Annotated in this window: 27 protein-coding genes and 1 pseudogene; 8 read left to right on the top strand and 20 right to left on the bottom strand. The window is 64.6% G+C overall.

Going from position 1 to position 25,097, the window contains the following annotated elements; genetic code table 11:
* Window positions 1–52: 52 nt before the first annotated feature.
* Window positions 53–1,015 carry an N-acetyl-D-Glu racemase DgcA gene (dgcA, locus tag ABDW49_RS10180; protein ID WP_343611651.1) on the top strand — a complete coding sequence of 321 codons (963 nt, stop codon included), beginning with the start codon at window positions 53–55 and terminating at the stop codon, window positions 1,013–1,015.
* Between the two features lie 13 nt (window positions 1,016–1,028).
* On the opposite strand, the gene ABDW49_RS10175 is transcribed toward dgcA, so the two are convergent.
* Window positions 1,029–2,012 (bottom strand): LacI family DNA-binding transcriptional regulator, encoded by a 984-nt coding sequence (locus ABDW49_RS10175; RefSeq protein ID WP_343611650.1) that lies wholly within the window; start codon window positions 2,010–2,012, stop codon window positions 1,029–1,031.
* 357 nt (window positions 2,013–2,369) lie between these two features.
* Between ABDW49_RS10175 and ABDW49_RS10170 the strand changes: the two genes are divergently transcribed.
* The gene (locus ABDW49_RS10170; RefSeq protein ID WP_343611648.1) at window positions 2,370–4,094 is read left to right on the top strand and encodes a sulfatase; all 1,725 of its coding nucleotides are present in this window, start codon (window positions 2,370–2,372) and stop codon (window positions 4,092–4,094) included.
* Window positions 4,095–4,137: 43 nt separating this feature from the next.
* Here ABDW49_RS10170 and ABDW49_RS10165 read toward each other — a convergent pair whose 3' ends face one another.
* Entirely contained in the window at window positions 4,138–4,266 is a 129-nt protein-coding gene (locus ABDW49_RS10165; RefSeq protein WP_343611647.1) for a hypothetical protein, read from the bottom strand.
* Here ABDW49_RS10165 and ABDW49_RS10160 point away from each other — a divergent pair.
* The gene (locus ABDW49_RS10160) at window positions 4,265–5,668 is read left to right on the top strand and encodes a nucleoside hydrolase-like domain-containing protein (RefSeq protein WP_343611645.1); all 1,404 of its coding nucleotides are present in this window, start codon (window positions 4,265–4,267) and stop codon (window positions 5,666–5,668) included. The genes ABDW49_RS10165 and ABDW49_RS10160 overlap by 2 nt on opposite strands.
* Before the next feature lie 42 nt (window positions 5,669–5,710).
* Here the strand turns inward: ABDW49_RS10160 and ABDW49_RS10155 are convergent, their stop codons facing one another.
* From ABDW49_RS10155 to ABDW49_RS10125, 7 genes and pseudogenes are all read right to left on the bottom strand, one after another.
* Window positions 5,711–7,135 carry an efflux transporter outer membrane subunit gene (locus tag ABDW49_RS10155; RefSeq protein ID WP_343611644.1) on the bottom strand — a complete coding sequence of 475 codons (1,425 nt, stop codon included), beginning with the start codon at window positions 7,133–7,135 and terminating at the stop codon, window positions 5,711–5,713.
* Window positions 7,128–7,385 carry an efflux RND transporter permease subunit gene (locus ABDW49_RS10150; RefSeq protein ID WP_343611642.1) on the bottom strand — a complete coding sequence of 86 codons (258 nt, stop codon included), beginning with the start codon at window positions 7,383–7,385 and terminating at the stop codon, window positions 7,128–7,130. The genes ABDW49_RS10155 and ABDW49_RS10150 overlap by 8 nt, the downstream gene beginning before the upstream one ends.
* Window positions 7,364–7,651, bottom strand: coding sequence for an efflux RND transporter permease subunit (locus tag ABDW49_RS10145; RefSeq protein ID WP_343611641.1), 288 nt, complete (start codon window positions 7,649–7,651; stop codon window positions 7,364–7,366). Before ABDW49_RS10145 ends, ABDW49_RS10150 begins: the two co-directional genes overlap by 22 nt.
* Before the next feature lie 195 nt (window positions 7,652–7,846).
* Window positions 7,847–8,164 carry a hypothetical protein gene (locus ABDW49_RS10140; protein WP_343611639.1) on the bottom strand — a complete coding sequence of 106 codons (318 nt, stop codon included), beginning with the start codon at window positions 8,162–8,164 and terminating at the stop codon, window positions 7,847–7,849.
* A 477-nt stretch (window positions 8,165–8,641) separates the two neighbouring features.
* A pseudogene (locus tag ABDW49_RS10135) lies at window positions 8,642–10,254 on the bottom strand (efflux RND transporter permease subunit).
* A gap of 1 nt (window position 10,255) precedes the next feature.
* Window positions 10,256–11,326 carry an efflux RND transporter periplasmic adaptor subunit gene (locus tag ABDW49_RS10130; RefSeq protein WP_343611637.1) on the bottom strand — a complete coding sequence of 357 codons (1,071 nt, stop codon included), beginning with the start codon at window positions 11,324–11,326 and terminating at the stop codon, window positions 10,256–10,258.
* A 41-nt stretch (window positions 11,327–11,367) separates the two neighbouring features.
* On the bottom strand, window positions 11,368–11,505 hold the full coding sequence (locus tag ABDW49_RS10125) for a hypothetical protein (protein WP_343611635.1): 138 nt from the start codon (window positions 11,503–11,505) through the stop codon (window positions 11,368–11,370).
* A 188-nt stretch (window positions 11,506–11,693) separates the two neighbouring features.
* On the opposite strand from ABDW49_RS10125, the gene soxR reads away from it, so the two are divergent.
* On the top strand, window positions 11,694–12,155 hold the full coding sequence (gene soxR, locus ABDW49_RS10120) for a redox-sensitive transcriptional activator SoxR (RefSeq protein WP_343614233.1): 462 nt from the start codon (window positions 11,694–11,696) through the stop codon (window positions 12,153–12,155).
* A gap of 4 nt (window positions 12,156–12,159) precedes the next feature.
* Here the strand turns inward: soxR and ABDW49_RS10115 are convergent, their stop codons facing one another.
* The 5 genes from ABDW49_RS10115 to ABDW49_RS10095 all read right to left on the bottom strand — a co-directional run bounded on the left by ABDW49_RS10115 (window position 12,160) and on the right by ABDW49_RS10095 (window position 16,434).
* A complete protein-coding gene (locus ABDW49_RS10115; protein ID WP_343611632.1) occupies window positions 12,160–12,873 on the bottom strand; it encodes an SDR family oxidoreductase in 714 nt (237 codons plus the stop codon).
* On the bottom strand, window positions 12,866–14,056 hold the full coding sequence (locus ABDW49_RS10110; protein ID WP_343614231.1) for an MFS transporter: 1,191 nt from the start codon (window positions 14,054–14,056) through the stop codon (window positions 12,866–12,868). Before ABDW49_RS10110 ends, ABDW49_RS10115 begins: the two co-directional genes overlap by 8 nt.
* A gap of 157 nt (window positions 14,057–14,213) precedes the next feature.
* Window positions 14,214–14,972 (bottom strand): SDR family oxidoreductase, encoded by a 759-nt coding sequence (locus tag ABDW49_RS10105; protein ID WP_343611630.1) that lies wholly within the window; start codon window positions 14,970–14,972, stop codon window positions 14,214–14,216.
* Complete coding sequence (locus ABDW49_RS10100; protein WP_343611628.1) at window positions 14,972–15,493, bottom strand: cupin domain-containing protein; 522 nt, start codon at window positions 15,491–15,493, stop codon at window positions 14,972–14,974. Before ABDW49_RS10100 ends, ABDW49_RS10105 begins: the two co-directional genes overlap by 1 nt.
* Window positions 15,490–16,434, bottom strand: a complete 945-nt coding sequence (locus ABDW49_RS10095) for a fumarylacetoacetate hydrolase family protein (RefSeq protein ID WP_343611626.1) — start codon at window positions 16,432–16,434, stop codon at window positions 15,490–15,492. Before ABDW49_RS10095 ends, ABDW49_RS10100 begins: the two co-directional genes overlap by 4 nt.
* A 182-nt stretch (window positions 16,435–16,616) precedes the next feature.
* Between ABDW49_RS10095 and ABDW49_RS10090 the strand changes: the two genes are divergently transcribed.
* Genes ABDW49_RS10090 through ABDW49_RS10080 form a run of 3 tightly spaced genes read left to right on the top strand, consistent with a single transcriptional unit; the run spans window position 16,617 to window position 18,498 of the window.
* Window positions 16,617–17,768 carry an alpha/beta hydrolase gene (locus ABDW49_RS10090; RefSeq protein WP_343611625.1) on the top strand — a complete coding sequence of 384 codons (1,152 nt, stop codon included), beginning with the start codon at window positions 16,617–16,619 and terminating at the stop codon, window positions 17,766–17,768.
* 4 nt (window positions 17,769–17,772) lie between these two features.
* The gene (locus ABDW49_RS10085) at window positions 17,773–18,180 is read left to right on the top strand and encodes a VOC family protein (protein WP_343611624.1); all 408 of its coding nucleotides are present in this window, start codon (window positions 17,773–17,775) and stop codon (window positions 18,178–18,180) included.
* Between the two features lie 9 nt (window positions 18,181–18,189).
* On the top strand, window positions 18,190–18,498 hold the full coding sequence (locus tag ABDW49_RS10080; RefSeq protein WP_343611622.1) for an antibiotic biosynthesis monooxygenase: 309 nt from the start codon (window positions 18,190–18,192) through the stop codon (window positions 18,496–18,498).
* Window positions 18,499–18,750: 252 nt separating this feature from the next.
* Here ABDW49_RS10080 and ABDW49_RS10075 read toward each other — a convergent pair whose 3' ends face one another.
* The 4 genes from ABDW49_RS10075 to ABDW49_RS10060 form a co-directional block, all read right to left on the bottom strand.
* Window positions 18,751–19,809 (bottom strand): VOC family protein, encoded by a 1,059-nt coding sequence (locus ABDW49_RS10075; protein ID WP_343611620.1) that lies wholly within the window; start codon window positions 19,807–19,809, stop codon window positions 18,751–18,753.
* A gap of 76 nt (window positions 19,810–19,885) precedes the next feature.
* Window positions 19,886–20,116, bottom strand: coding sequence for a hypothetical protein (locus tag ABDW49_RS10070; RefSeq protein ID WP_343611618.1), 231 nt, complete (start codon window positions 20,114–20,116; stop codon window positions 19,886–19,888).
* Window positions 20,116–21,699: an NAD(P)/FAD-dependent oxidoreductase gene (locus ABDW49_RS10065; RefSeq protein ID WP_343611616.1), complete on the bottom strand. Its 1,584-nt coding sequence runs from the start codon at window positions 21,697–21,699 to the stop codon at window positions 20,116–20,118. The genes ABDW49_RS10070 and ABDW49_RS10065 overlap by 1 nt, the downstream gene beginning before the upstream one ends.
* Window positions 21,696–22,508 carry an SDR family NAD(P)-dependent oxidoreductase gene (locus tag ABDW49_RS10060; protein ID WP_343611614.1) on the bottom strand — a complete coding sequence of 271 codons (813 nt, stop codon included), beginning with the start codon at window positions 22,506–22,508 and terminating at the stop codon, window positions 21,696–21,698. The genes ABDW49_RS10065 and ABDW49_RS10060 overlap by 4 nt, the downstream gene beginning before the upstream one ends.
* A gap of 133 nt (window positions 22,509–22,641) precedes the next feature.
* Here ABDW49_RS10060 and ABDW49_RS10055 point away from each other — a divergent pair, with 133 nt between their 5' ends.
* Window positions 22,642–23,082 carry a helix-turn-helix domain-containing protein gene (locus ABDW49_RS10055; RefSeq protein ID WP_343611612.1) on the top strand — a complete coding sequence of 147 codons (441 nt, stop codon included), beginning with the start codon at window positions 22,642–22,644 and terminating at the stop codon, window positions 23,080–23,082.
* Window positions 23,083–23,091: 9 nt separating this feature from the next.
* Here the strand turns inward: ABDW49_RS10055 and ABDW49_RS10050 are convergent, their stop codons facing one another.
* Together ABDW49_RS10050 and ABDW49_RS10045 are read right to left on the bottom strand one after the other, a co-directional pair.
* Window positions 23,092–24,111 (bottom strand): LysR family transcriptional regulator, encoded by a 1,020-nt coding sequence (locus ABDW49_RS10050; RefSeq protein ID WP_343611611.1) that lies wholly within the window; start codon window positions 24,109–24,111, stop codon window positions 23,092–23,094.
* 13 nt (window positions 24,112–24,124) lie between these two features.
* Window positions 24,125–25,045 carry an NAD-dependent epimerase/dehydratase family protein gene (locus ABDW49_RS10045; protein ID WP_343611609.1) on the bottom strand — a complete coding sequence of 307 codons (921 nt, stop codon included), beginning with the start codon at window positions 25,043–25,045 and terminating at the stop codon, window positions 24,125–24,127.
* Window positions 25,046–25,097: the final 52 nt, after the last annotated feature.

Genomic DNA, 25,097 nt, shown 5'->3' with positions numbered 1-25,097 from the left:
AAAAACCGCCGCCTTCTGCTTGAGACCGGACCATATCGCCATGATGCCGCAGATGACATTCTACAGCGAAAGCCTGCCGCTGTCCCGCCCCTTCCGCATCTCGCGCGGGGCTAAGACCAGTGCCGATGTGGTGGTGGTGGAACTGGCTCAGGGCGGCATGGTCGGGCGCGGGGAATGTGTGCCCTATGGCCGCTATCAGGAAAACTGTGCAAGCGTGATGGCGCAACTGGGGGTATTGCAGGGCCAAGCGTTGGACCGCGCCCAGGTACAACGCCTGCTCCCCCCCGGCGCGGCACGCAATGCGCTGGACTGCGCGCTGTGGGATTTGGAAGCGAAGCTCTCGGGCATCGGCGTGGCGGAGCGTCTGGGCATCGCCACGCCCCCTTCTCTGCCCACAGCGCTGACCGTCACGCTCGACACGCCCGAGGCGATGGCGGCGCAGGCAAAGGCTCTGGGCAAGGCCTCGCTGATCAAGATCAAGGTCGATGCGCAGGCGCCGCTGGAACAGATCCGCGCCGTGCGCCATGCCGCGCCCGCAGCCCGGCTTATCGTCGACCCCAATGAGGCATGGTCTCCCGCCCTGCTGGTGGAGGCTTTGCCTGAACTGGCCGTACTGCGCGTCGATCTGCTCGAACAGCCGATCCCCGCCGCGCAAAGCGAGGCGCTGGCCACCATCACCCCGCTGGTGCCGATCTGCGCCGATGAGGCCTGCCACACCACAGAGGATCTTCCGGCACTGGTCGGGCGCTATCAGGTAGTCAACATCAAGCTGGACAAGACCGGCGGCCTGACCGAGGCCTTGACCATGTTGCGCGACGCCCGCGCCATGGGCTTTGGCGTGATGACGGGCTGCATGACCGCCTCATCCCTGTCGATTGCCCCCGCCATGCTGATCGGCGCGCAATCGGACTTTGCCGATCTGGATGGCGCCATGCTGATGGTCGAGGATCGCCCCGGCGCCATGCCTCTGCGCGATGGCCAGCTATGGCCTGCGGCAGAGGGGTTCTGGGGGTAAGGGCCGCCCGCGATCAGAGGGCGCTCTGGCTGGATTCCCGCAGGATGATCCGCCGGGGCGTCTCCACCTGTTCCTCATCGCGACCGATGGCCATCAGCACGGCCTGACGGGCGATCTGCTCAAAGGGCTGATCCGCCGTGGTCAGCGAGGGGAAGGCGTAGCGGCTCTCCGGGGAATTGTCGAAACCGGCGAAGGCAAGATCCTGAGGCACGCGAAAACCAAGCCTTAGCGCGGTGGTCATCGCGCCCAGCGCTGTGGCATCGTTGACCGCGAAAAAGGCGGTGGGGCGCACCGGTAGCGACATCAACTGGCGAAAGGCTTCCGCGCCGCTCTCGAAGAGCATGGTGCTACGAAAGACGAAGGCGTCCGGAACATCGAGCCCCGCCGCGGCCATCGCGTCGCGATAGCCCAGATGACGCTCCTCGGAAGAGAGTTGATCCGATGGCGGGGCGATCATGGCGATCCGCTGATGCCCCTGCGCAATCAGATGCTCGACCAACTGGCGCGCGACATCGCGGTCATGCACCTTGAGCAGCATGCCATAACCCGGCACCCGCCCCGCGATACGCACGGCAGGAAGGCCCAGCCTTTCAAGCGATGGCAGCATGCGTGGATGGTCCGACCATGGCGGCAGCACGATCACCGCATCGGCATCGCAGGACAGGCCGATGCTCCAATGCTCATCCTCCTCCAGCGCCTGGCGGTCGAAGGTCTCGACGACCAGATGCCAGCCGACCGAACGGCAGGCCTGTGCCATCGCCTGCACCATCATCGAGTAGTACCAATGCGCCGTGTCGGGCACCAGCAGGACGATGATGAAGCTGCGCCCCGTCACCAACTGTCTGGCCGCCAGAGCCGGGCGATATTGCAGCTCGCGGATGGCCTGCTCGACCTTGGCGCGAATGTTTGGCCGCACCGTGTCGGCGCCGTTGAGCACACGTGACACCGTCTTGATCGAGATCCCCGACCGCGCCGCGACATCCTTGATGGTCGCCATGAAGTTCTACCTTCCGCCAGACAGAGTGCGGCAGACGGCGCGCATCGGATCGTTAAGCATGGCGCCATGCTAGGCCAGAACCAGCGCCAGAACAAGGCTTCCCGCCCCATTTCATTCCATCGACAGTCTTTTTGATTGACAAAATACCATCGATGGTATTTTCTAGGCACATCCAGGAAAACTGGCGGAAACGGGAGGGAAAGAGAGGTATGCGCGGATCGGCGCGCTGCCGGCTCGGACGCTTCACGGCGATGCCAGCCCTGACCTGACAGTTTGACTTACCCTGCCTGCCGGGCGGCGCTCAGACGTCGCCCGGTCTTTTGATCACCAGCCTTTTGACCATAAGGACCCTGCGCGATGCCTTTGCTGCGAAAAACCTTGCTGAACGCCGCCGCGACCTTTGCCGCCGCAGCCCTGTTCGCTCAGGGAGCATTGGCTCAGGCGCCGGCGGCAACGCCCGCACCGGCCTCGGCCCCCGCCGCGCAGCATCCGCGCAACATCATCTTCGTGCTGGTGGACGATCTGCGCTTCGATGGCATGGGCTTCCTGCAGCCCAAGGGCCTGCTGCACACGCCCAACATCGATGCGATGGCGGCGCAGGGCACCTATTTTCCCAATGGCGTCACCACCTCCTCGCTGTGCAGCCCGGCGCGCGCCAGCATTCTCACCGGCATGACAGCGCGCAATCACGGCGTGGTCGACAACAACAATTCGACCGAAGAGGGACTGACCTTCTTCCCCGCCTATCTGCAGCAGGCCGGCTATCAGACCGCCTTTTTCGGCAAATGGCATATGGGCAACGACACCGATGCCCCCCGCCCCGGCTTCAACAAATGGGTCAGCTTCAAGGGACAGGGGCACTATTTCCCCCAGACCGACCTGCCTCCGGCCGCCATCGCGGCGGGCAAGAGCAACATGCTCAATGTCGATGGCAAGGAGGTGGCGCAAAAGGGCTATATCACCGACGAGCTGACCGATTACGCCATGAACTGGCTGACCAAAGAGCGTGACCCGAAGAAGCCCTTCTTCCTCTATCTGTCGCATAAGGCGGTGCATTCCGATCCCCTGCCACCGCCGCGCTATGTGCATCAGTACGACAAGACGCAGTTCACCCTGCCTGCAAGCTGGGCCAACACGCCCGAGAACTACAAGGGCAAGCCGCGCTGGGTCTATGATCAGCGCAACACCTGGCACGGCATCGATTTCTTTTACAATTCCGACATGAAGATGACGGAGTATCTGAAGTATTACTATGGCACGCTCTCGGGCGTGGATGACAGCCTTGGCCGCATCATGGCCTATCTGAAGGCCAACCATCTGGAGAAGGACACGCTGGTCGTCTTCACCAGCGACAATGGCTTTATGGTCGGCGACCATGGGCTGATCGACAAGCGCGCCGCCTATGAGGCCTCGCAGCGCGTGCCGCTGGTGATGTGGGAGCCAGGCACGGTGCCGGCGGGCGTGGTCAATCCGGGGCGCGTGCGCGGGCTGGATTTCGCGCCGACCTTCCTCGACATCGCGGGGGTGAAGTCCATGCCCAAGCAGTTCGAGGGACAGGACGCCTGGGGCCTGATCAACGGCAGCGTCAAGCCCGCCGACTGGAAGCCCAGCGACTTCATCTACGAATATTACTGGGAATGGAGCTTCCCCGAAACCCCCACCACCTTTGCCATCACGCGCGGCAACATGAAATACATCCAGTATCACGGCATCTATGACCGCGACGAACTTTACGACATCGGCGCCGACCCGACCGAGATGCACAATCTGGCCGACGATCCGGCGCATCTTTCCGACAAGATGGCGCTGCGCAAGGCGCTGTTCCAGCAACTGGCCAACCGCCAGGGCAAGCATGCGATCCCCTTCACCGAGCGCCAGTCGATCGGCGCGGTGCGGCGCAATATCAACGGCACCGGCGCTGCGCCTTTCCCGCAGGAATGGCTGGTCGAGCCCAACCGCGTCGACCGTCTCGACGATATCCTGCCCGACAGCCCGGCCAAGCAGGCCGCGCATCAGGCGGGCAAGCCCTTTGTGAACATGCCGACGGTGGATCAGCAGCTCAAGAACATTCCCGAGAAGTAAGGTTGTGACTGGGGTGAGCGGACCAATCCGGGGCCGCTCTCCCCTACACATGGATCATTGCCCGCTTGCAGCGCCCGACCACCGTATCTAAGAACGATGACACCGGTGGCAGCAACAAGATGGCGCGGGTGGGGATGATGGCGAGATTGGCGAGAATGATCTTGGCGGCCATGCTTTGCACCGCCATCGCGGGACAAGTGGCGACAGCGCAGACAGGTAGGGCCGACCCCCAACCCGAAAAAATCCGCCTCTTCGTCACCACCGATATCGGCAGCGATCCCGACGACAAGATGTCTATGGTGCGGCTGATGACCTATGCCAACCAGTTCGACATTGAGGGGCTGGTGGCGACCCGCAATGCCGATGGCGTCTTCCCGGAACTGATCGGCCATGTCGTAAGCGCCTACGCCAAGGTGCGCGACAATCTGGAACAGCATGAGCGCGGGTTTCCCGCTGCCACCTCCCTGCAGCCCCTGATCGCCCGAGGGTCGGACCTCGATGGCATGGCGGGCGTCGGCGCCGGGAAAGACACGCAAGGCTCGGATTTGCTGATCCATGCCGTGGACCGCCATGATGCAAGGCCACTGTGGGTCACCGTCTGGGGCGGGCCCAATGCGCTGGCTCAGGCGCTGTGGAAGGTGCGGCAGACGCGCTCGAAAGTAGACCTCGACCGCTTTGTGGCCAAGCTGCGCGTCTATGCCATATCGGATCAGGACGACAGCGGGCCCTGGATACGCCGCGAATTTCCAAAGCTGTTCTACATCGTCAGCCCCGGCGCCACCTTCCATAAATCGACATGGATCGGCATCAGCGGCGACACCTTCCATGGCCGCTTTGCCGGGGGCGATTACGCGCTGGTCACCAACGAATGGGGCCACCGCAACATTCGCGGCAAGGGGCCGCTCTCCGACGAATATCCCGACTGGAAGTATCAGATGGAGGGGGACACGCCCTCCTTCCTTTATCTGCTGAGCAACGGCCTCAACGCGCCGGATCACCCCGACTGGGGCGGTTGGGGCGGCCGCTATGAGCTCTACACGCCCCCGATGCGCAAATGGTTCCTCGCCCCCGAAACCCGCCCGATCTGGACCGATGCCAGCGATGAGGTTCTAGGCCATGACGGCCAGTGGCATGATGACCAATATGCCACGATCTGGCGCTGGCGCTCGGCCTTCCAGAATGATTTTGCCGCGCGCATGGACTGGACGGTCAAGCCCTATGCTCAGGCCAATCATCCACCGGTCCCGCATCTGGGTATGCCCGACCGCATCACCGCCCATATCGGCCAGCGCGTGGATCTAAGCGCGGAAGGATCAAGCGATCCCGATGGCGATGCCCTCTCCTATGACTGGTTCGTCTATGAGGAGCCCGGCACCCGCAGCATGAGCTTCAACAGCAGCGGGGTCAAACTGCCGGTCCAGAACAGCGACCAGCCCAAAGCCTGGCTGACTGTGAAGGCCGACCGCACCGTACCGCCCGGCACGGGCACCATCCATGTCATCCTTGCGGTGACCGACCATGGCACACCACGCCTGACCCGCTACAGAAGGGTGATCATCGATGTCGTGTCCTGACTGTCGAGGCGGGCGACAGAGGCCCGCCCCGACAGGACAGGATCACAAGGCAGGCGGTACGCTCTGCCATCCGCCGCCAAGCGCCTTGAACAGATCGACCCGGTCCGACGAAAGCTGGGTCAGCGCCGCCGCATGGGCAGAGCGCGCATCGAGCATCGCCCCCTGCACCACCAGCATATCGAGCAGCGAGATCGAACCGGCCCGGTAACGCCGGTCGCCCAATTGCCATGCCCGCTCGGCGCGCGCCTGCGCCTCGGCCAGATCGTCGAGCCGCTTTTGCCCGGTTTCCACGCAGGTCAGGGCCTGTTCGACCTCCTTCAGCGCCGTCAGCACCTTGCCATCGAAACTTGCCAGCGCGACATCGCCCTGCGCTTTGGCCTGCTTCACCCGGCTGCGGGCGGCCGCGATGTTCGGGAAGGACCAGGAGACCGCCGGGCCCAGCGAATAGGAGAGGGAATTGCTGCCCGTCACCGTTTCGCTGCGCAGAAAGCCGAGGAAGCCGCCCAGACTGACCTTGGGGTAGAGGTCAGCCGTGGCGACACCGATGCGTGCGGTGTCGGCGGCAAGGCGCCGCTCGGCTTCACGGAGGTCGGGACGACGCCGCAGCAAAGCGGCGCCGTCACCGACCGGCAGCACAGAGGTGGGGGTGGGGGGGATAGCGCACCCCTGCGCTGCCTGAGGAATGGCATCGGGCGTTTGGCCCAGAAGAGCCGCCAGTTCGAAGAGGGCCACCTGCCGCTGCGCCTCGAAAGCGGGCAGAGCGGCGCGGGCTGTCGCGGCGGCGGCGGCGGCGCGCTCCACATCGAAATTCGCGACGGAACCGGCCTTTTCCTGTGCCATTACCAGATCGAGATTTTGCTGGGCCACCTGCGCGGAATCCCGCGCGACCGCCAGTGCATGGCCCTGCGCGCAGGCCGCCAGATAGGAGCGCGTCACCTCGGCGGCGACCAGCACGCGTACGCCATCGCGCGCGGCCTCCTCGGCCTGGGCATCGGCACGGGCGGCCTCGATGCTGCGATGGATGCGGCCGAACAGGTCGACCTCCCACGACAGCGAGCCCGAGGCGTTGCCAAAGCCCTGCCCCTCCCCGATCTGAGCCGAGCCGCCCTGCCCGCTGCCAAAGCTGACGGTGTTGCCATAGCCGCCGCCTGCGGACAGGCTGGTGCCCGGAAGCCGCGCCGACCTTGCTTCGGAGAGAACCGCGCGCGCCTTGGCCAGATTGCCCGCCGCCACCCGAAGATCGGTGTTGGCGGCAAAGGCCTGAGCGATCAGCCCATCCAGCACCGGATCGCGGTACAGCCGCCACCAGTCGTCGGGCAGAGGCGCGGCGGGATCGATGCCCTGCCCTTTGGTCACGAACTGGCCGCCCTTTGGAAGGGCCGCAACCGATCGATGATAGTCCGGCCCAACCGTGCAGGCGGTGGCCAGCAGCGTGGCGAGAAACGCCGGGAACAAGCTCTTACGCATGGGCCATCTCCCCTTCCTGCGCGTCCACGGTGGGCTGGTGGGCCTCCTTGCGCCGATGATCACCGGCCAGCAGCGTGTAGACCGTGGGCAGCACGAACAGGGTGAACAGCGTGCCCACCAGCATGCCGGTCACGATCACCACGATGCCGATCGCGAAGCGGCTGGCCGCGCCGGCGCCGCTGGCGAACAGCAGCGGCACCAGGCCGGCCACCATCGCCGCGGTGGTCATCAGCACCGGGCGCAGGCGCACGGCGGCGGCCTGGCGCCGATCGCCTCGGCGCGCCGCGTCAACCCCTGATGCATCTGCAGTTCGTTGGCGAACTCGACCATCAGAATGCCGTGCTTGCTGATCAGCCCGATCAGGGTCACCAGCCCGATCTGGGTGTAGATGTTCAGCGTGGCGTAGCCCAGCCACAGCGGCACCAGCGCGCCGCAGATCGACAGCGGCACGGTGACCAGGATGATCAGCGGATCGCGCAGGCTCTCGAACTGCGCGGCCAGCACCAGGAAGATCACCACCAGCGCGACAGGCGAAGGAGACGGTCAGCCGGTTGCCTTCCTGCACATATTGGCGGCGGTTCGCCGAGCCAGTCGACGCTCATGCCCGGAGGCAGAGGCTGCGGCCTTCGAGGAAGTCCACCGCTTGGCCCATCGTCACGCCGGGCGCCGGGATGGCCGAGAGCGTGGCCGCGTTCAGCTGGTTGAACTGGGTCAGCTTGTTGGGCTGCGGACCTTAACGGCCACCGACACCACGGTGGAGAGCGGCACCAGCGTATTGTCCTGCGTGCGAACGTACTTCACATAGAAAGCGCCGAGGTTGTCGGGCGTCAGGCGCCTGTCCTGCGGGACCTGCGGGATCACATCGTAGGAGCGCCCGTCCATGCCGAAGCGGTTGACGTAGTTTTCGCCCACCAGCACCGCCAGCGATTCGCCGATGTCGCTCCATGCGGATGCCCAGGCTGTTGGCCTTGGCACGGTCGATCGCACCTCCGCCAGCGGGCTGTCGTAGGCCAGATCGCTGTCCACCAAGGCGAAACAGGCCGCTGCCCCATGCCGCGCCGCTTGATCGCTTCCAGGGTGCGGTAGAGCTCCGGGTAGTCCTGCGGCGCAGCGCAGCACCATCTGCACCGGCAGCCCGCCGGTGGAGCCCGGCAGCGCAGGGGACTGTCCTGAAAGGCGGTGGCATAGACGCCGGTGACCGCAGCGCTCCTGCCGGTGATCTCGGCCTGGATCTGGCCGACGCCGAGCGCTGGCGCGCCTGCCACAGCGTCAGGTTGATGCCGCCGATGCCGGACGCGGTGCCGTCGCTGCCGTTGATGATCCAGCGGCTTTCGGTTTCCGGCATGCGGTTGTAAACCTCGTCCAGCTTGTACGCAAAACGCTCGACATAGTCCAGGTTGGCGTGCTGCGGCGCCTTGATCGCGGTCAGTACGATGGCCTGATCCTCGGTCGGCGCCAGTTCGCGCTGCGGCATCCGGTGAAGAAGACGACAATGGCTGGCCATCATCACCAGCACCGCCAGCAACACCGCGCCGCGCGCCGACAACGGTGGTGCAGCGAGAAATCCAGCGCGCGCGCATAGCGCCGCGTCAGGCCGCCGAAGAACCACTCGGCGGCGCGCGCCACGCGCCCTTCGCTCTGTTTGGCCGGCAGTAGAAGAGAACTCATCACCGGCGACAGCGTCAGCGCGACCACGCCGGATACCACCACCGCGCCGGCCAGCGTCAAGGCGAACTCGCGGAACAGCGCGCCGGTCAGCCCGCCCATCAGGCCGATCGGCGCGTAGACCGCCGCCAGCGTGAGGGTCATGGCGATCACCGGCCCCGCCACTTCGCGCGCGCCGATCAGCGCCGCCGCCAGGGGCCGGCGCCTTCCTCGATATGGCGGTGGATGTTCTCCACCACCACGATGGCGTCGTCCACCACCAGACCGATCGCCAGCACCATCGCCAGCAGGGTCAGCAGGTTGACGCTGAAGCCGAAGGCCAGCATCAGCGCGGCGGCGCCGAGGATCGACAGCGGAATGGTCACCACCGGGATCAGCACGGTGCGCAGCGAGCCCAGGCACAGGAAGATCACCGCCACCACGATCGCCAGCGCTTCGAGCAGGGTATGCACCACCTCATCGATGGAGGCTTCCACGAAATGGGCGGTGTCGAACTGGCTGATGACCTTGAGCCCCGGCGGCGCCACGCGCTGCATCTGCGGCAACAGCGCCTTCACGCCTGCCACGATCTCGAGCGGATTGCCGTCGGGCGTGGGGGCGATGGCGATGCAGACCGCCGCGCGGCCCGAGGACAGCGAGCGCGCATCGTAATTCTGCGCGCCCAGCTCCACCGTGGCGACATCGCCAAGGCGCACAATGCTGTCATCGGCGCCGCTTTTCACCACCATCTGGCGGAAGGAGTCGACATCGCGCAGATCGGTACCCGCCGTGATGTTGATCGCCGTGTTGCCGCCCTTGAGTTGCCCCGGCGCGGCCTGCACATTGTTGGCGCGCAGGGCATTGCCGATATCGCTGGCGCTCATGCCGCGCCCGGTCAGCTTTACCGGATCGACCCAGATACGCATGGCCAGAGGCGCACCGCCGCTGATCTCGGCCGAAGCCACGCCCGGTACTGAGGTAATCAGCGGCCGTGCCACGCGGTTCACGAAATCAGCGATCTGCGATGAGGACAGACGGTCGCTGGTGAAGGCCAGATATTGTACCGCCGAAGCGCCATCGGTGATCTTGGCAATCGCCGGATCGGTCACACCGCTGGGCAGGCGGTATTTCACCTGCTGCACCTTGGCGAGAATATCGGTCATCGCCCGGTCGGCATTGGCGTTCAGCACCAGCTTGGCGGCGATATGGCTCTTGCCCTGCGTCGAGGTGGAGGTGAGATATTCGATCCCCGCCGCCGTCGCGATGGATTGCGCGATGGGCGTGGTGACAAAGCCCTGCATCACATCCTGCGTGGCGCCGGGCAGCGCGGTATCGATGGTGATCGTCGCGCTTTCCATGCGCGGATATTGCCGGATCTGCAGCGCGAACACCGCGCTGAGCCCCACCAGAAAAATCAGCAGGCTGACCACGATGGAGAGGATCGGGCGGCGAATGAACAGGTCTGTGAAGGCCATCTCAGCGCCCCTCCTGCGAAACATGGCGCACGACCTTGACCTGCGCGCCCGGCTGAACCCGCGACGGGCCGTCCGCGACGATAACGTCGCCCGCGCGCAGCCCGCTGGTAACGATCACCGCATTGCCCATGCGCGCGCCGGTCTGCACGGGGACGACCTCCGCGCTGCCCCCGGTCTTCGCATGCTGACCGCGAATGGCGATCACGCTGTCGCCCTGCGCCGAGGTCTGGATCGCGGTGGCGGGCACCAGCAAGGCATCCTTATGCGGCGCCAGGGCCAGAGCGGCGGTGACATACATGCCGGGGCGCAAAGCGAGGTCCGGATTGGCCAGTTGCGCCTGCACCGTCACATTGCGCGTATCCTTGCCGATGGCGGGCTCCACGGCATTGACGCGGGCGGTGAAGCTGCGGCCTGGAAAGGCATCGCTGGTCACGGCAAGCTGCATGCCCGGCTTCAACCGGGTCAGTTCCTGCTGAGGCACGGCGAAGTCGACATAAAGCTGGTCCAGCGCGGTCAGCGTCGCCACCGTGTCACCGGGGTTGAGATATTGCCCAAGGTTGACCCGGCGGATGCCGATCTGACCGGCAAAGGGCGCGCGCACCTGTTTTTGCACCAGCCTTGCCTCAATCTGGCGGACGGCGGCGGCAGCCTGATCACGGTCGGCACGGCGCTGTTCGAGCAATTCGCGCGATTCCGCGCCGCTCGATGCCAGCCCCTGTGAACGGTCGAATTGTGCCTGAACGAAACCGGCCTTGGCGGCCGCGGCCTGACGGTCGGCCTGTTCCGGCCCGTCATAAAGCTGCACGAGCAGCGTGCCGGCACTCACCCGATCCCCGGCGGCGAAGCGGATCGCGGAAATGCGCCCGGCCACTTCGGGCGAGAGCACCACCTCGCGCACGGCGGTCAGGGCGCCCACTGCTTCGATCGATGCCGGGACCTCGCGCGGCAGCACCTCGACGGCGGCGACCGGCACGGCCTGCTGCTGCCATTCCTGATGGTTGCGGCTGCGCATCATGCGCCATGCGAACAATCCGCCCAGCAGGACGATCAGGCCCAGAGCTGTGATCGCCATGATCCGCAGGGGCGCGCCTTGCCTGTTCTCCTCCACAGCCGTCACCGCTCTGCGCCCCGGCTGGAGCTATCGGCTATCGCTTTGGGCGATCCCGAGGTCTCGACAGTGACCGTTTCGCGCCGCCAAACCTGCAAGTTGGGGCAGGTCTGCGGGTTGAGCGGTTGGTAGAACAGGATCATGTCGGCCTCCTCAGGATGCCTCCGCCGGGGCAGAGGGGCCTGCCGGGAAGCAGGCCGACACGCTCCATACAACCTCAACCAAACTTGAGGTCAAGATCGGAATTTCCGATTTTTCCTCCAAGTTTTTCTGATTGGATGATGAGGCGACACCCCCTATCAAACCTGAACATTGGATAAGGAATACCACACTGAACGCACATCCCTCCCTGACCGTGGGCGAAGTGGCTCAACGCAGCGGCGTGCCCGTCTCGACGATCCATTTCTACGAGAAAAAGGGTTTGATCGAAGGCTGGCGCACCACCGGCAATCAGCGCCGCTATGGTCGGCGCGTGCTGCGCCGTGTGGCGATCATCCGCGTCGCCCAGCGCGCGGGCCTGCCGCTGGCGCTGATCAAGGAACATATGGACCGCTATCAGTCCACCCCCATCACGGCGGCACAATGGGATGCGCTCAACCGCGAATGGCGCGCCATGCTGGATGAGCGGATCACCAGCCTGATCCAGTTGCGCAATCAGCTCGACAGTTGCATCGGCTGCGGCTGCCTGTCGCTGGAGGACTGCCCGCTGCGCAACCCAGGCGATGCGCTGTCAGCCGAGGGGCCCGGTGCGCGGCTTCTGGCCGAACCGCCGAGGGCCTCAACCTCCGGGTGAAAGCCTACCAGCCCGTGCAACCGGCATCGACGGGGAAATCCCCTGCCGTGACATAGCGCGCCTCATCGCTGCCCAGCCAGACAGCGGCCCAGGCGATATCCTGCGGCTCTCCAAGCTGCTTGAGCATGTTCTTGGCCAGCACCTTGTCGCGAAACGTCGGGTCCTGATCGAGGTGGCGCGCGGTGGCCTCCGTGCGGATGAAGCCCGGCGCGATGGTGTTGGCGCGAATGCCATGCGGCGCGCCCTCCATCGCCAGTTGACGGGTCATGGCCAGCACGCCGCCCTTGCCCGCGCAATGCGCCAGCGCCGGTGAGCCTTCCAGAGCATGACGCGCGTTCGCGCTGCCGAAATTGATCACGCTGGCCCGCCCGCTAGCCTTCAGCCATGGCCATGCGGCCTGCGTCGGCAGGAAGACGATGTCCAGTTCGCCGGCCAGAGTGACCTTCCAATCGGCATAGCTCAGCGTCTCGATCCAGTCGAAGACCGCAAAGGCCGCCGCATTGACCAGAATGTCGATCCGCCCATGCTCCTGCCCGATGGCGAGAAACAGCGCCCTGACCGCCTCCTCATCCAGCAGATCGCAATCCCGGTCGGCCCCGGCTCGGTCGATGCCGATGACCGTAGCCCCCTCCTGACGGAAGATCTGCGCCACGCCCTGCCCGATGCCATGGGCGGCCCCGGTCACCACCGCCAGCTTGCCTGCCAGACGATCAGCCATGAAGCATGCCCTTGATGGAGGCAGCCGTGTCGGGGCGAGACACGCGCCCCGCAACCAGCAGCACCAGAACCAGCCCGATCACCGCTCCCGCCGACAGCACAGTGAAAGCGCCCAGCAACCCGCCCACCTGCCGGGTGATAAAGGTCACCACCACCGGGCTGAGGAATTGTCCCAAAGCGAAAGAGGCCTGCCACAGCCCGGCACCGCGCGCGCGGATATCAAAGGGCAGCAGGCTCATGGCCCAGACCAGCAAGGTGGGCAGCAACATGCCCGCGCCCAACTGGTTGAAGAAGCATCCGATCAGGAAGCCGTTCGGGGCGCTCGCCCGGCCCATCGTCAAAAAGCCGATCGCCAGCAGGGCAAATTCCAGCACCAACAGGCGCTGCACCGGCCAGCGCCCGATCCGCGAATAGATGAAAGTGCCCAGAGGCACGCCGATGCTGGCGACAGAGGTCAGAAAACCGGCCTGCGCGGGATCGGTCACGCCCAACACATTGAGCCCGCGCGAGGCCTGGATCTGCACCGTGTAAAAGAACACCGAGCCATAGAGGGTGATCCCCATGATTGTCCCGATGCGGCCCCAGGGGAAAGGCGGCCGGGCGCCATGATGCGCCCCGTCGGCAAGGCTGTTCTCGCCGTTTTCGGGTTCGCGGGTGAAGAGGATCACCAGCGCCATCATCACCAATGCCGAGCTGTAGACCCAGAACGGCATGCGCCAGCCATGCGCGCCCAACTGGCCGCCCACATTGAAGAAGATCAGCGCCGACATGGAGGCAAAGGCCGTCTGCCCGGCCAGCCATTTGTCGCGTGCGGCACCCTGATAACAGTCGCCGATCATCGTGGTGGAGAGCACCATGATCAGCGCCTCGGCCAGGCCCACGCCGACGCGGCTGATCAGAATGGCGGTCAGGTCCTGCAGGAACACCGGGGCGATGCCCACCACGCCATAGACCACGAAGCTGCCGATGAGCAGCCGGCGGCGCCCGAAGCGGTCCCCCAGCATGCCCGCGACGGGCGAGAACAGGGCCACGCAGAGCGCCGGGATCGTCAGGATCATCGGCACCCAATAGTCATAGCCGGGCACCGCGCTGAAATTCTGCATGATCTGCGGCAGGATCGGCGCCAGCAGCACAATCGCCATGGTGGAAAGCGTGATCGGCAGCAGCAGCGAAAAGCCGGTCATCACCGTCACTCTCGCGCCTGACGGGCTCCCCGGCGGGATATCATCCCCAGGCATACATCTCCCTTTCCTTTATATGCTGCGCAGTCACGCCTTTATGGCGTCCTTGTCCAATCCATTGTTCCGCAGCCTGTTGATCGATGCGGCAGGAGGGGCTGGCTCAACTGCCGTCGGTGATCAGCGTGCCCCCGTCCACCACCAGATTATGGCCGGTGACAAAGCCAGCCGCCGGGCTGGCCAGAAAGATCGCGGCGCCCGCCACCTCCTCCGGCGTGCCGGGGCGGCGCAGGGGTGTCATGGCCATGCGGCGGGCCATAAAGGCTTCGTTGTCCAGCAAGGGTTGCGACAGTTCGGTGGCGATAAAGCCCGGCGAGATGGCATTGACCCGCACGCCTCTGGGCCCCCATTCCACCGCCAGATTGCGCGCCAATTGCGCCACCCCCGCCTTGGCCAGAGCATAGGCATTGATCGCCCCGTTCCCACGCAGGCCCGACAGGCTGGACATCAGCACCGCGCTGCCCTGGCGCTCCGCCACATGCGGCAGGGCCAGGCCGGTCAGCACCACCTGACTGCGCAGGTTGACCGCCATGACGCGGGCGTAATCGGCCATATCCACGGTCTCGAACCGGCCGGGACGCCCGGTGATGCCGGCATTGCAGACCAGAATGTCGAGGCCGCCCAGCTCCGCCACCGTGCCGGAGACAAGATGCCCCAGCGCATGATCATCGGCGACATCGCAGGCAATGCCCGGCATGCCCAGTTCGGCGGCGACGCTTGCGGTATCCCCGGCATCCTCACTGGAGATCATCACGCGGGCGCCCGCCGCGATCATGCCCTGTGCGATGGCGAGGCCAATGCCGCGGGTGGAGCCGGTGATCAGGGCGGCGCGGCCTCTCAGCCCGAAGTCTGGTGCGCTCATCAATGCGCGACATGCTCGGGCTTGGCCTCGTCCAGAGGTTGGCCCTCATGCAGATAGGCCGGGGCCTCGATCAGGATGAAGGCGATGCGGGTGGGCTTGTCGGTGGTGTTGCGCCACAGATGGTTGGTGCCGCGCTGGATGATGATGCCGCCCTCACGGATGGTCTTCTTGCGGCCATCCTCCAGCTCCAGCTCGATCTCGCCCTTCAGCACGATGCCATAGTCGATGCTGTTGGTGCGGTGCATCGGGCTTTCCTTGCCGGGCAGCATATCGGTGATGCGGATCACGCTGCCACGCTCCAGCGTGAGGCCGGTGGGCAGATCGCGACCGTCGCGCTCGTCATTGTTGTCGGCGGGGACGGTTTCGGTCGTCCAGATCGTCAGGAAGCTGGCATCGCCCGAGGGGATCATTTTTGTGGGGCTGATATCCTCGGATTTGAAGATGGCGCGGCCATCCTCATTGTGCCCGGTGACCACGCGCTGCACGGCAGGCAGGCCGCTGTCGGAGAGGATGTCGCTCATGCCTTGATGACCTTCTGTTCGATGATGCCAAAGGGCGATGCGCCCGTGGGGGTGACGGCTTCCATGCGGACGCTGTCGCCAAAGCGCATGAAGTCGGTGCGCGGGGCGCCCTCATCCACGATCTCGATCCCCCGCTGCTCGGCGATGCAGGAGGAGCCGATCTCGCGGAAATTCTCGTTGGAAACGGTGCCCGAACCGATCACCGTGCCTGCCACCAGATCGCGGGTGCGCGCGGCATGGGCGACCAGTTCGTGGAAGCCATGGCCCATCGGTTCGCCGCTGGCGGCGCCGAAACGCTTGCCGTTCCAGTCGACCAGCAGGTTGAGGCAGACGCGGCCATTCTTCCACGCTTCGCCCAGTTCATCGGGCGTGACGGCAAAGGGCGCCATCGAGCAGGGCGGCTTCGCCTGAACCCAGCCAAAGCCGGTCTTCATCTCGGGACCGGCCAGCTTGCGCAGCGACCAGTCGTTGATCTGCACGATCAGCCTGATGTGTTTCATCGCCGCCTCGGGCGTGGTGCCCATCGGTACGGCATCGACGATCACGCCGAACTCGCCTTCGAAATCGATGCCCAGATCCTCTTCGGGGAAGCGGACATCGTCGTGGGGGCCATAGAAGCGGTCGGAGACGCCCTGATACATCAGCGGACGCTCGGTCTTGAGCGGTTCGACGCCCAGAACCTTGTCCATCAGCGCGCCATGGCTGGCGAACGCCGAGCCATCGAGCCATTGCCACGCACGCGGCAGAGGCGCGGCCAGTTGGGCCGGATCCAGCGCCTGCGGGAAATCGGTAATCCCGGCCAGCGCTGCGGAAACCTTGTCCCATTGCTCAAGAGCCTGTTGCAGCGTGGCGACCGGGGCCTCCGTGCAGCCCTCACCATCGGGCGCGATCACGACCAGACGCCCATCGGCTGTCCCATCGCGCACAGTTGCCAGACGCATCTCTCTCTCCCGTTTCGAAGTTGAGGGGCAGGCTAGCGGCGCGGACGGCGGGCAGCAAAGGCATCGCATCAATAGTGTGCCATCGATCCTATGCGTTGGTCCGTGCGCAAAGAGACGTGGCAGGACGCCGGAGAAACCTGTTTTGCCCCGAGTGCGCCGGGCCATCAATCAAGGATATGAGGATGTTCGAACCCTTCCCCGGCAATTACGTCTGGAATCTGGCGACCAATCTGGCGCTGGTCTGCGGCGGCAATCACGGCGAGATCGACGAAGCCTGCCGCCCCGTGCGCGAGGCCGCCAAATCCGGCGCCGATGCCGGTTCCGCCGCTTTGTTCGATAGCTGGATCGCCGTGGCCGATCAGGTGGCAGCCAATGCCGATGCCGATCTGGCCGATGGCTATGACCTTTCCGCAGGCACCAAATATTTGCGCGCCAGTGGCTATTACCTCGCCGCCGAGCGTATGCAGAGCCGGGATTATGCCCCGCGCTGGGCGGCCTATGACAAGGGCATGGAGCTTTATCTCAAGGGCTCCAAACTGCGCGGGCTGCATGTCGAGAAGGTCGAGATCCCCTATGAGGGCTCCAGCTATACCGGCATTTTCGTGCATGATGGCAGCGGTACAGCGCGCCCCACGCTGGTTTCGGTCAATGGTCTCGATTCCATGAAGGAGCAGGTCAATATGGCGGGCCATGGCGCCTCCAATCTGGAGCGGGGCATGAACACGCTGTTCCTCGACCAGCCCGGCACCGGCGAGGCGATCCGCAAGCGCAACCTGCCCGCCGTCTATGACGCCGAGCGCTGGGGCAGCCCCGCCTTCGACTATCTGCTGACCCGCAGCGATGTGGACCACCGGAAGATCGGCATCTTCGGCCTCTCCTTCGGCGGCTATCACGCGCCGCGCATCGCGGCCAACGATCCGCGCTATGCGCTGTGCGCGGTGATGGGCGCCAACCACGTCTGGGGCCAGCGCCAGCGCGAGCGGGTGACGAACGAGGGCGAAAACCCCGTGCCCCATTACTGGGACCATGTGCTGTGGGTCTTTGGCTTCGAGGACCGCGATGCCTTTCTCGATTATGCCGACCAGATCACGCTCGATGGCCAGGTCGAGAAAATCCGGGTGCCCTTCCTGATCACCCATGGCGAGAACGACCGCCAGATCCCCGCCTTCAACGCCCAGCGCAGCTACGACCAGGCGGTGAACAGCCCCGACCGCCACCTGCGCATGTTCACCAAGGCCGATTTCGAAGTCGAGCACTGTGGGGCCGACAATGGCACCGGCATGCGCGACTATATCGCCGACTGGTGCGCCAAAACCTTCGCGAAGATGGGCTGAGCTCATGGCCGAATTCACGTTCCACCACGGTGGCGTCTCCGTCCCCAGCCTTGACGAGGCGCTGGACTGGTACGGCAATGTTCTGGGCTTCGAGCTGGAAAAGCGCTTCTACATCGAGGCCGCCCGCAGCCACACCGCCATGGTCAGGAAAGGCCCGCTGCGCTTCGAGATCTTTGAGGTCGAAGGCGCCGCCCCCCTTCCCGAGGAACGCCGTCACCCGCCCAGCGATCTGAAAACCCACGGCAACAAGCATGTCGCCTTCCGCGTCGCCGATCTGGAAGCCTTCCTCACCGAGATGGAGGCCAAGGAGGTCGACATTGCTTTCGTGGTGCGCGAAAACTTCGGCAAGGGTTGCTTTATCCGCGACTGCGCGGGAAACCTGATCGAATTCGTCGAAGAATCCAACGATTGAGAGCCCCATATGGTCACCGAAATCGCCCGCCTCACCATCGATCCCGCCCGCGCTGCCGAGTTCGAGGCTGCCGTGGCTGAAGCTGAACCGTTGTTCCGGGCTCATCCGGGCTGCACGGGCTTTGCTCTGGAGCGGGTGGTGGAAACGCCGGAGATCTATCATCTGGTTGTCGGCTGGGTGAGCGTGGAGGCCCATAATGAGGACTTCCGCTCAACCGAGGCATTCCAGCAATGGCGCGCACTGGCCGGGCCGTTTTTCGTGGCAGCGCCTGAGGTGGTACATTTGCAGACGGTGATTGGAACTGTAGAAGTGAAGTGAGAAGCAGGGGGCGTTACGCCCCCTGCACCCCCGTTACGTCTCCCGACGCAAGGGCAGTGGCACCCGATCGGTGCGCGCCAACTCTCCACCTGCACAACGTAAAGCGCCGCAGGCAGGCAAGCCCCGGCGCCATTCTGCATTTTAGAGCCTGCGGCGCAGCGACGTTGCTCTATGGCCGAACCATGTGCACAATGTAGACATTCATGGGAGCGCGAGGGTGTAACACCCTCGCATTTACCCTTCTAAACCCCCTTAAATCGCATGCTCATCATCTTCGGTCAGTTCAGCCAGAACCCCCTCGACAGTCCCCTTCTTGCGATAGGGCTCGAAGCTTTTCCGCTCCGCATCGAACTGCATATCCCATGGGATATCCGGGCCACGAAAGATCGGTGGCGCATTGTTTGCCCAGAGCAGCGAACCGAAGCGGAAATCCCACGCGCGCGGCACCCAATTGTCGTCGACATAGTCGGTATCGGCGTGATATTCTGCTTCTCCGGCGTGGCCGGGCATATCGCAATAGTAGTAGATCGCGCTGGAAATACGGTGGCGGGAAATGCCGCCGCTTGAGTTCATCGACTCGTTTTTCCAGCCTTTGGCTTCCATGATGTTGGCGCCCAGCATCACTTCGTCGATATCGTCGCAACCGAAGGCGATATGCATGAATTTGAAGTGATCCGGAGCGATCGGCAGGTCGCAGTTGACCCAGAAGATCGAGTGATGCTCGAAGGTCCCCGGCGCGCGGGAGAAGATACCCACCCCGCGCGAATGATCGATATAGCGGAAGCCAAGGTGGCGTTCGTAGAATTCGAAGCTGGCGATGTAATCCGGCGAGAAGAAGACGACATGGTTGATCGTCTTGGGGATGGTCTTTTGTCGCCAGATGCGATGCTGGTTGAAGCGCGGATGGCTGGCGGGCGTGTTGACCGGGCTGGCTTCCGACACGAAACTGCGCTTGGCCCAGACACGCAGGGCAATGGGTTGCCCATCGGGGCAGACCGCATGGACGGTTCCGTCAGCATCGTGAACGACAGGGACTTCGCTGGCGAGGCTGGCAGCGATGGTCTCCAGATTGGCCAGCGTGTCGACGCCCCAGACGGTTTCCTTCAGGCCGTCACCGGGGAAAGGGTCGGGCGATGGCAGGCGGGCGTCCCCATGCCGCAGGATCACGACGCGGCTGCCCGAGGCAAGGCGGAACACCGCTTCATCTGGCGTGATGCTTTCCACCGGCAGGCCGAAATCGGTCCAGAAGCGGGCATGCTCGGCCACATCCGCCACGCCGAAAACGGCGCTTTCTACACCCAGAATGCTCATAACTTCTCCCAAGACTATGCCCCCCGTTTATGGCGGGGAGCAGGCTTGGGCAGAAACGCAAAGGATCGAAGCCAAGCTATTTGCGGAACAGCATGGTGATCAGGAACAGGATGGTCCTGACGTCCAGCAGCTTGAGCGCGGCTCTTGCTTCCTCGGGCGTCAGCTTGGCGACCATGGGCATGGCGCCGAAGATCTTGCCGCGGATGACCAGCGCATCGCCATCACGCTCGATCTTGCGGACGGTCATCAGCTCCTTGTCATTGGCGTCGAGCACCCGCATTTGCAGCGGCTTGGTGGTGGTGTTCATCAGATGGGCCCTCCGCAAACCTTGTCGAAATCGATGCCCATATCGTCCATCATCTGGATCGCCGTGGCGCGGCCCGCACCGAAGACCCCGCCGCCCGGATGCATAAAGGGCCCGACCAGATAGAGCCCCTCGATCTGCGGCACGCGGAAGCTGCCGAGGTCCGGTGTGGGGCGATGGCCGACCGACTGATACATGAAGGGCGCGCAACCGTGGATGTCACCCTTGATAAAGCTGGCCGGGCTGTCGCGCTCATGATCGATGGGCGAGCGGATCAGGCGGCCGGTGATGTTGTCGTCGGTGAGGTTGCTGTAGAACTTGCGGTATTGCGCAAGGGCAGCATCGGCCACCTCTTCCTTGCGCTCATCCCAAGCCGCGTGGCCGCCATCAAACAGCTCATAGGGCGCGAAATTCACCCCATAAAACACGCCGGCCCCTTCCGGCGCGCGGCTGGGATCGAAGATCGTGTTGTCGCCACCCGCAATCAGGCGCGGCGCGGTCAGGCCCCGGCGCAGCTTGTCATATTCGAGCAGCATGTCGCGCATGGTGTAGAAGTCCATGAGTTCGGTCATCATGGCATTGGTGTCATTGCCGACCTTCAGCTTGAGGCGTTCTTTCAGCGTCAGATGCGTGAGGTTGATCGAGAAGGTCGAGGGCGTGACGCGCTCGGCCCGTTGCAGCACCGGCTCGGGCGTTTCGGCGACGAATTTGCGCAGCACATGGGGATGGATCGCGCCGATCACGCCATCCTTCGCCATGAAGCTTTCGCCCGTGGTCAATTCCAGCCCGACAGCCTTGCCGGAAGAGATGATCACGCGGCGAACCTCGGCGCTGCAGCGCACCTCGCCGCCCCAATGCTCGATGGCGCGGACCAGCGCCTTGCTCAGTTGCCCCGAACCGCCCTTGGGCATCGAGCAGCCATAGGTATGGATGATCCCCGGCATCAGGAAGGCGCCCATGCCAGTCCCCAATTCATCGGGCATCTGCAGGTTTTCAGTGACCATGCGCAGAATGTGGAGGCGCAGCAGGTCGCTCTCGAAATACTGGTTCACCACGTCCAGAGCGCTGCGGCTCATGACATCGAGCAGGAAGCGGCCCTCGTCGGACTGGTCCATCATCGCCACAAAGGCGCCCATCGGGAAGGGCGGCGCATAGAGCCCGCTCATAAACATTGGCAGGGCGGCCATGCTGGCCTTGGCGAAGGTGCGATAGGCCTCGGCATCGCGCGGGCTGAAGGTGGCGATTTCCTCACAGGTGCGGTCCAGGTCCTTCCAGGAACGCACGATGGTGCCATCGTCCCAAATCGAGGCATGGGGTAGTTCGGGGTAGATATATTCAAGGCCAAACCGGCCCAGCAGGCCGAGTTCGTCCTGACGCAGCATGGGGTTGCCCTGGATCATGATATGCACATTGGAATGCTCATCATGCCAGAAGCCGGGCTTGATCAGTTCGCGGGTGGAGACGCCGCCGCCAAAATGCGGCTTGCGCTCCAGCACCAGCACCTTCTTGCCGGCCTTGGCCATATAAGCGGCGGCGGTCAGGCCATTATGGCCCGCGCCCATCACCACGATGTCGTAATTGCTCAATGGTTTTCTCCCGAAAGGAAAGCACGGAAGGCGGCAAGGCCCGGCACATGGCTGGCACAGCCGCCATCGGCCACCAGCACCTGACCCGTGATATGCCGCGCGGCATCGCTGGCGAGGAAGGCGACCGCCTCGGCAATATCCTCGGCCTCGCCCAGTTGGGTTCGCAGGGTTTCACCCTCGACCGCCGCACGCAATGGGAGCGGGAAAGCCTCACGCAGGGCAGGCGTCATCGTCATGCCGGGCGCGACGGCGTTGCAGCGCACCCCATGGATGCCATGGCTGGCGGCAATCGCACGGGTCATCTGGATGATCGCGGCCTTCGATGACGAATAGGCCGCCTGAATGATATGCCCCTGAAGCGCCAGATTGCTGACGGTGTTGACGATATTCCCGCCTGTTTCGCGCAGATGCGGCAGCGCGGCGCGGCAGCCGATCATCGTGCCGCGCACATTCACCGCATAGGTCCGGTCCCAAAGTGCGGTGGCCATATGCTCGATATCACCATCCTGCTGCGCAATCTCGGGGCCGAGCAGCGCAGCATTGTTGTGCAGCACATCCAGCCGCCCGAAATGCGCAACGGTCTGCGCGATCATCGCCTCGATGCTGTCAGCCTGTTCCAGATCCAGCGCGATCGCCAGAGCGCCCGGCAGCCCCTCCGCCAATTCCCGTGCACGGTCGAAAGCGATATCCGCGATCGCCACCAGCGCCCCGCGCCGCGCCATCAGTTGCGCCGTGGCCCAGCCGATCCCCCCTGCCCCGCCGGTGATCAGCGCGACCTTGCCATCCAGCCGGATTGCGTCCCGAGACATATGCATCTCCCATTTTCCGCGCTTGTCCGCGCGGCTGATCGATGCTCTTAATCCCGCCTCCAACGGGCGGAAGACGGCACTTTTTTGTGCCCTGAACAAAGTCCTGCCCCACGCCAGAACGACGGGAGACGCAGTGATCGATCCGGACGACTTTCCTCAACATCTGCGCTCGGGGCTGAGCACGCTGGCTACGGATATGGCGCAGCATGGCACCCGCCGCGTCGATCCCCCGCGCGAGGTGATGGCCATGCTGGGCGACCGCTGGACCTCGCTGGTCCTGCAGGTTCTGGTGATCGGAGAATGGCGCCATGCCGATCTGAAGCGGGCGCTGTCGGCGCTGTCGGAAGAACAGGCCATCTCGCAACGCGTGCTGACGCTGAAACTGCGCGCGCTGGAGCGTGACGGCTTCGTTGCGCGTCACATCACCACGGATGTGCCGCCGCGCGTCTCCTATCGCCTGACCGCGCTGGGGCTGGAATTGGCGCGCGAGGGGCGGCAGATGATCGATTGGGTCAACGCGCGCAGCGAAGCGATCATCACGGCCCGCGCCAGTTTCGATCAGCGCGAGCCCTGAAACAGCCGATCAGTTGTTGCGCGGTCCGGGCTGGTATTGCTGGAACTGCACCGCGATCTCGTCCCGCCGGGCCTCGGCAATGGGCACCACATTGCTCTCGACCGGCGGTGTGCTTTCCTGCACGTGAGCCGCCAGCCGCTCCACCACCCAGCGCAATGCCCGGTCATTGTTGTTCGAGATATGCCACTGGATCGCCTCGCGGATCGGCGGGATGTCGAAGGGCACCTCACGCATCACCAGCCCCCCTCCCATACCAATAAATCCGGGGACGATCTGGTTGGCCAGACGGCGATGCATCGTGGCGATGCGCCGCGTGCCGATCACCAGCCCCGCCTGCGACAGGAACGTGGGGGCCACCACCTCGATGCGGCGCTGGGTCTTCTGGCGGCGCACGAACCAGTCATCGAAGGCGGGGGTACGGCTCTTGCCGAAACGCGCCGTCACGTGGCCCAGGGCGAAATAGCGCTCGCGCGTGATGTCCCCTTGCAGATCAGGATTGGCGGCATCCCCCACCACCACATAATCATCCTCGAACAGCACCTGGCTGGGATGATCGGCGCTGATCGCGAAATCGATGGTCAACAGCAGGTCGATCAACCCGCGCTCCAGGGTCTCGATGGGATTGTCGCCCATCGGCTGGATCTCGAAGCGCAGGTTGGGCGCCTCGCGCTCCAGCGTGGCCAGAACGCTCGCCAACAGCACCTGCGTGGAATAGTCCGAGGCCATGATGCGCACCTGCCGGTCCGCCGTGGCCGGATCGAACTCGGGCGCGATGGCGACGGTGGTGCGGATCTGCTCCAGCACGGCGCGCACTGGCTCGATCAGTTCCTCGGCGCGGGCGGTCAGCACCATGCCCCGGCCCTTGAGCACCAGAAGATCATCGCCAAAATAGTCGCGCAGGCGGCCCAGCGCGCTGCTCGTCGCCGATTGCGACAGGCAGAGGCGGTCGGCGGCCAGGCTGACGCTCTTTTCCGAAAGCAGGGCGTCGAGCGCCACCAGCAGGTTGAGGTCCAGTCGCTGGAACCGCATGCCCATCCTCTCTTTATGCCAGCGTCTTGAGCGCGCTGGAGACGAGATTAGCAAGATTTCCATCATGCGCAAAGCCCGCCCGATCCGCCGCCGCCGTGGTGATGGGAGGCTGGGCGGCGAAGGCGGCTTCCAGCGCGGCATCGGGTTCATAGCTCACCAGATCGGCCGAGACGCCGCATTGCCGGGCGATCTCTGCCGCCAGATCGCCCATGGTTACGCGCAGGGCAGGCAGGGTCATGGCGCGCGCCGGGGGCAGAAGCGCGGTGTCCACAGCGAGGGCATGGATGAAATTGTCGGCCACTTGCGCCACCGATTCCGCCCAGATCGTGCCCTCGGGCGAAACCGGGCAGGTAAAGACCTCTCCGGCTTTCAGGGCGTGGAACAGATTGCTCATAAAGGCACTCTTCATGCCGGAGGGGCCTTTCGGGCGCGCCAGAATGCCGGGCAGGCGCAGGCTGATGCCCTCGATCAGTCCCCGCGCGGTGAACATGGCGACGGCATGCTCCATCATCGCCTTGTGGCCGCCATAGATCATCTTGGGCACCAGAGGCGTGGCGTCATCCACCTGAGGCGGAAAGGGATCGCCAAACACCGCAATCGAACTGGCATAGGCAAAGCGCGGCACGGAGCCTGCCGCCGCAGCCTCCAGCAGCAGATCATACATCGCATCGACATTGATCCGGCGCGAGGCAGCAGGGTCGGCCTCCGCCGCGCCGCCCGGCACGGTGGCCAGATGGATCACCGCGTCGCAGCCCTGCGACAGGGCATCGGCGCGCACCCCGGCATCACCCAGATCGCCCGCCACCACGCGCGCGCCCTGCGGGATGCCGCCTGCCACCGTGTCCACACCCACCACATCGCGTCCCTGCGCGATCAGGCGGGTGACGATCTGTCGGCCGACAAAACCTCCGGCTCCGGTGACGATGATGGGCATGGATGCGTCCTTCGATACAAGAGAGGAGGAAGCGCAAGGCCTCCTCCCCAAG

This window comes from Novosphingobium sp., assembly GCF_039595395.1.
Classification (GTDB): Bacteria; Pseudomonadota; Alphaproteobacteria; order Sphingomonadales; family Sphingomonadaceae; genus Novosphingobium.
The sequence above is the reverse complement of the archived record's forward strand: the minus strand, read 5'-3'. Positions and strand labels throughout refer to the sequence as shown.